This window comes from Rhizobacter sp. P2_H3, assembly GCF_056403355.1.
In genome coordinates this window covers 1-3,719 of the sequence record NZ_JBFUFQ010000370.1, presented here as the reverse complement: position 1 = coordinate 3,719, position 3,719 = coordinate 1, and the positions used below count along the sequence as shown (strand labels likewise).

Here is a 3,719-nt window from a genome sequence, read left to right as displayed (position 1 = left end):
GCGCACGCCGAGGGCGCGCAGGAAGCGGTCGGTCTCGAGCGCCGGCTCGCCGAACGCCTCGGCCAGCTGGCCGGCGCCGATGCGGCGGTGCGTCTCCAGCTGCCACAGCCGGTCCTGCGCATGGGCGAAGCCGAGGCCGAACATCGCGTCCTCGCGCGACGCCGCGTGGATGGTCGGCACGCCCTGCGCATCGCGCTCGATGCGCACCTCGCCGCGCAGCCCGTCGACGCGCTGCCCGCCGTCGACCTGCGGCAGCGTGCGCCAGGCATACAGCCCCAGCAGGGCCACCGCCAGCAACAGCCCGATCACCAGCCCGAGGGCCCCGCGCTTCAGCCATTTCATCGTTCGTTCCCTCGTGTTCGGTGCCATGCGGCGCAGCCGGGCCGATGAACAGCCGCCAGAAGTGCCTCATTTCGTGCGATCTGCGGCACGGCGCCCTGCACAGAATGCCAGCGGATCTACACCTGCGCGCGCACCGGCCGAAAGCCATGCACGTGAGTCACACGCCCATCGCCATGAAAAACGCACGCCTTTCGTTCGACCTCGACGCCGCCGCGCTGCAGAACATCCCCGGGATGCCCCATGAGCGACTGGCCCGTGTGGCCGCACGGCGCGTCTTCGTCGAGATGAAGCAGTGCTTCATGGAATCGGCCTCGGGCCTGCAAGGCGCCTCGGCCGCGCTGCTGCAGCGCCAGCTGCGCATCGCGGGCGACATCGGCGAGCTGCTCGAACTGAGCGAAACGCTGCTCGCCGTGCTGCCGCCCGAGCGATGCAAGGCGGTACGCCGCCAGCTCGACGCGGCCTTCCCGATGGCCGGCCGCGACACCGAATTCGTACCGCTGTAGGCCTGCCGGTTCAGCCGCCCAGCGGCCCGAGGTAATCACTCTTCCCCAACTCGACGCCGTTGTGGCGCAGCAGCGCATAGATCGTCGTCGCGTGGAAGAAGAAGTTCGGCAGCACGAAGGTGCGCAGGTAGACCTCGCCCTTCAGCGTCAGCGGGCCGTCGCGGCGCGGGATCGTCACATCCCGGTCGTCGCTGCCGATGATCTTCTCGGCCGGCACGGACTCCAGGAAAGCCACCGTCTTCGCGATGCGCTCGCGCAACTCGGGCAGCGTCGTCTCCACGTCGTCGAACTTCGGCGCCTCGATGCCGGCCAGCCGGGCCGCGGCGAACTTGGCTGCGTCGCTGGTCAGCTGCACCTGCCGTGTGAACGGCAGCATGTCGGGCGCCAGGCGCGTGCCGAGCAGCACGCTGACGTCGAACTTCTTCGCCTGCGCGCAGGCTTCGGCCTTGTCCAGCCACTTGCCGATGTTGTCGAGGCTGCGCAGGAAGATCGGCACGCTGGCCGAGTACATGGTGAGGGGCATTGCGGTCTCCGGAGGGTTGTGTGAGAAGGGGTGTGGGGCCGGATGCTAGCCGTCCTCGCCGCTTCCTGCTGGCGAGCATGCACAATCAAAGCCGTGAACATCATCATCCTCGACGACTACCAAGATGCGGTCCGCAAGCTCAGGTGCGCCCGGCGCCTGGAGCACTTGAATGCCAAGGTGTTCACCAACACCGTCAAGGGCATCGGCCAGCTGGCGGTGCGCCTGCGCGACGCCGAGGTGCTGGTGCTGATCCGCGAACGCACCCAGTTCCCGCGCCAGCTGCTTGAAAAGCTGCCCAAGCTCAAGCTGATCTCGCAGACCGGCCGCGTCGGCTCGCACATCGACCTCGAGACCTGCACGCGCCTGGGCATCGCGGTGGCCGAAGGCGTCGGCTCGCCGGTCGCGCCGGCCGAGCTGACCTGGGCGCTGATCATGTCGGCGATGCGCCGGCTGCCGCAGTACATCGGCAACCTGAAGCACGGCGCGTGGCAGCAGTCGGGCCTGAAGGCGGCCTCGATGCCGGCCAACTTCAGCCTCGGCATGGTGCTCAAGGGCAAGACCCTCGGCCTGTGGGGCTACGGCAAGATCGGGCAGCTGGTGGCCGGCTACGGCCGCGCCTTCGGCATGCAGGTGGTGGTGTGGGGCAGCGAGGCCTCGCGCGAGAAGGCGCGCGCCGACGGCCACCAGGCCGCCGAATCGCGCGACGCCTTCTTCGAGACCTGCGATGTGCTGTCGCTGCACCTGCGGCTGGTCGACGCGACGCGCGGCATCGTGACCTCCGACGACCTCGCCCGCATGAAGCCGACCGCGCTGCTGGTCAACACCTCGCGCGCCGAGCTGGTCGAGGAAGGTGCGCTGGTCTCGGCGCTGAACCGCGGCAAGCCCGGCATGGCGGCGGTCGACGTGTTCGAGAGCGAGCCGATCCTGCAGGGCCACCCGCTGCTGCGGCTCGAGAATGCGGTGTGCACGCCGCACATCGGCTACGTGGAGCAGGACAGCTACGAGCTGTACTTCAGCGCGGCCTTCGACAACGTCATCAACTTCATCAACGGCACGCCGACGCAACTGGTGAACCCGGAAGCGCTGCGGGTCATCCGTTGAGCGATCCGGTGCTGGAGTCGCGCCAGCCGGGCTCGCTCGGCGAGCTGTTCCGCGTCTTCAACCGCCTCGCGCTGCAGGGCTTCGGCGGCGTGCTGGCGGTGGCGCAGCGCGAGCTGGTCGAGCGCGAGCGCTGGCTCGACCGCGACGAGTTCGTCGAGATCCTGTCGGTCGCCCAGGTGCTGCCGGGGCCGAACATCGTGAACCTGTCGCTGATGATCGGCGACCGCTTCTTCGGGCTGCGCGGCGCGTTCACCGCGCTGGCCGGCATGATGCTCGCGCCGCTCGTCATCGTGCTGGTGCTGGCGGCGCTGTACGCACGGGCCGCGCAGCAACCGCTGGTCAGCGGCGCCCTGCGCGGCATGGGCGCGGTCTCGGCGGGGCTGATCATCGCGACCGGCCTGAAGCTCGCCACCAGCCTGAAGCGCAACGAGATGGGCCTGCCGCTCAGCCTCGCGATCGGCGCCTGCACCTTCGTGATGGTCGCGCTGATGCGCTGGCCGCTGGTGTGGGTGCTGGCGGGGCTGGGCGCCGTCGGCATCGCGGCGGCGTGGTGGAGGCTGCGGCGGTGAGCCTGTTCGACCTGCATGGCCTGAGTGCGAACGACCTGTTCGCGCTGTTCACCCACTTCCTGATGCTGAGCCTGCTGGCCGTCGGCGGTGCGATCACCACCGCGCCCGACATGCACCGCTACCTGGTCGGCGAGCGGCACTGGCTGAGCGATGACCTGTTCACCGCCTCGGTCGCGCTGGCGCAAGCGGCACCGGGGCCGAACGTGCTGTTCGTCGCGGTGCTCGGCTTCAATGCGGCGGGGCTCGCGGGTGCGGCGGTCACGCTGCTGGGCATCATGCTGCCGTCGACCACGCTCGCGCTGTGGGCCACGCGCTGGGGCCATTCGCGGCGCGAGACGCTGGGCGTGCGGGCCTTCAAGACCGGCCTCGCGCCGTTGACGCTCGGCCTGCTGCTGGCCACCGGCTGGATCCTCTCGGACCCGGTGCGCAGCGAGCCCGGTGCGATCGTGCTGATCGGGCTGACGATCGCGGTGATGCTGAAGACGCGCCTGAGCCCGCTGTGGATGGTGGCACTCGGCGCGGTGGTCGGCGCGCTCGGCTGGGTCTGATTCGTAGCCCGGGTGACAACCCGGGCTCAACCCCCACTTGTTCGCTTGTCACCTCCCAAAAGGCAGGGCGGTGGCAGAAGGCGGGTGCGGGGAGTCTGTGGAGCGCCAATCAGGACGGGGCGCCGGAACTGGC

General features: G+C 69.6%; 6 protein-coding genes. 4 read left to right on the top strand and 2 right to left on the bottom strand.

The features are described from left to right. Positions 1–342, bottom strand: a 342-nt coding sequence (locus tag AC1D1T_RS31015) for a penicillin acylase family protein (RefSeq protein ID WP_477993220.1), incomplete at its 3' end; no start/stop codon positions are given. Positions 343–386: 44 nt separating this feature from the next. Between AC1D1T_RS31015 and AC1D1T_RS31010 the strand changes: the two genes are divergently transcribed. Further along, the gene (locus AC1D1T_RS31010; RefSeq protein ID WP_477829221.1) at positions 387–845 is read left to right on the top strand and encodes a hypothetical protein; all 459 of its coding nucleotides are present in this window, start codon (positions 387–389) and stop codon (positions 843–845) included. A 10-nt stretch (positions 846–855) separates the two neighbouring features. On the opposite strand, the gene AC1D1T_RS31005 is transcribed toward AC1D1T_RS31010, so the two are convergent. Continuing rightward, positions 856–1,368, bottom strand: a complete 513-nt coding sequence (locus AC1D1T_RS31005) for a DUF1993 domain-containing protein (protein WP_047513318.1) — start codon at positions 1,366–1,368, stop codon at positions 856–858. 93 nt (positions 1,369–1,461) lie between these two features. On the opposite strand from AC1D1T_RS31005, the gene AC1D1T_RS31000 reads away from it, so the two are divergent. Genes AC1D1T_RS31000 through AC1D1T_RS30990 form a run of 3 tightly spaced genes read left to right on the top strand, consistent with a single transcriptional unit; the run spans position 1,462 to position 3,586 of the window. Further along, entirely contained in the window at positions 1,462–2,469 is a 1,008-nt protein-coding gene (locus AC1D1T_RS31000; RefSeq protein WP_465111671.1) for a D-2-hydroxyacid dehydrogenase family protein, read from the top strand. Beyond that, positions 2,466–3,038, top strand: coding sequence for a chromate transporter (locus AC1D1T_RS30995; RefSeq protein ID WP_477828243.1), 573 nt, complete (start codon positions 2,466–2,468; stop codon positions 3,036–3,038). The genes AC1D1T_RS31000 and AC1D1T_RS30995 overlap by 4 nt, the downstream gene beginning before the upstream one ends. Next, entirely contained in the window at positions 3,035–3,586 is a 552-nt protein-coding gene (locus AC1D1T_RS30990; RefSeq protein ID WP_477828242.1) for a chromate transporter, read from the top strand. The genes AC1D1T_RS30995 and AC1D1T_RS30990 overlap by 4 nt, the downstream gene beginning before the upstream one ends. Positions 3,587–3,719: the final 133 nt, after the last annotated feature.

What these genes read in the sequence shown, in the direction of transcription:
- AC1D1T_RS31010 (WP_477829221.1), top strand. Translation starts at nt 387, where the DNA reads ATGAACAGCCGCCAGAAGTGCCTCATTTCGTGCGATCTGCGGCACGGC.
- AC1D1T_RS31005 (WP_047513318.1), bottom strand. Translation starts at nt 1,368, where the DNA reads ATGCCCCTCACCATGTACTCGGCCAGCGTGCCGATCTTCCTGCGCAGC.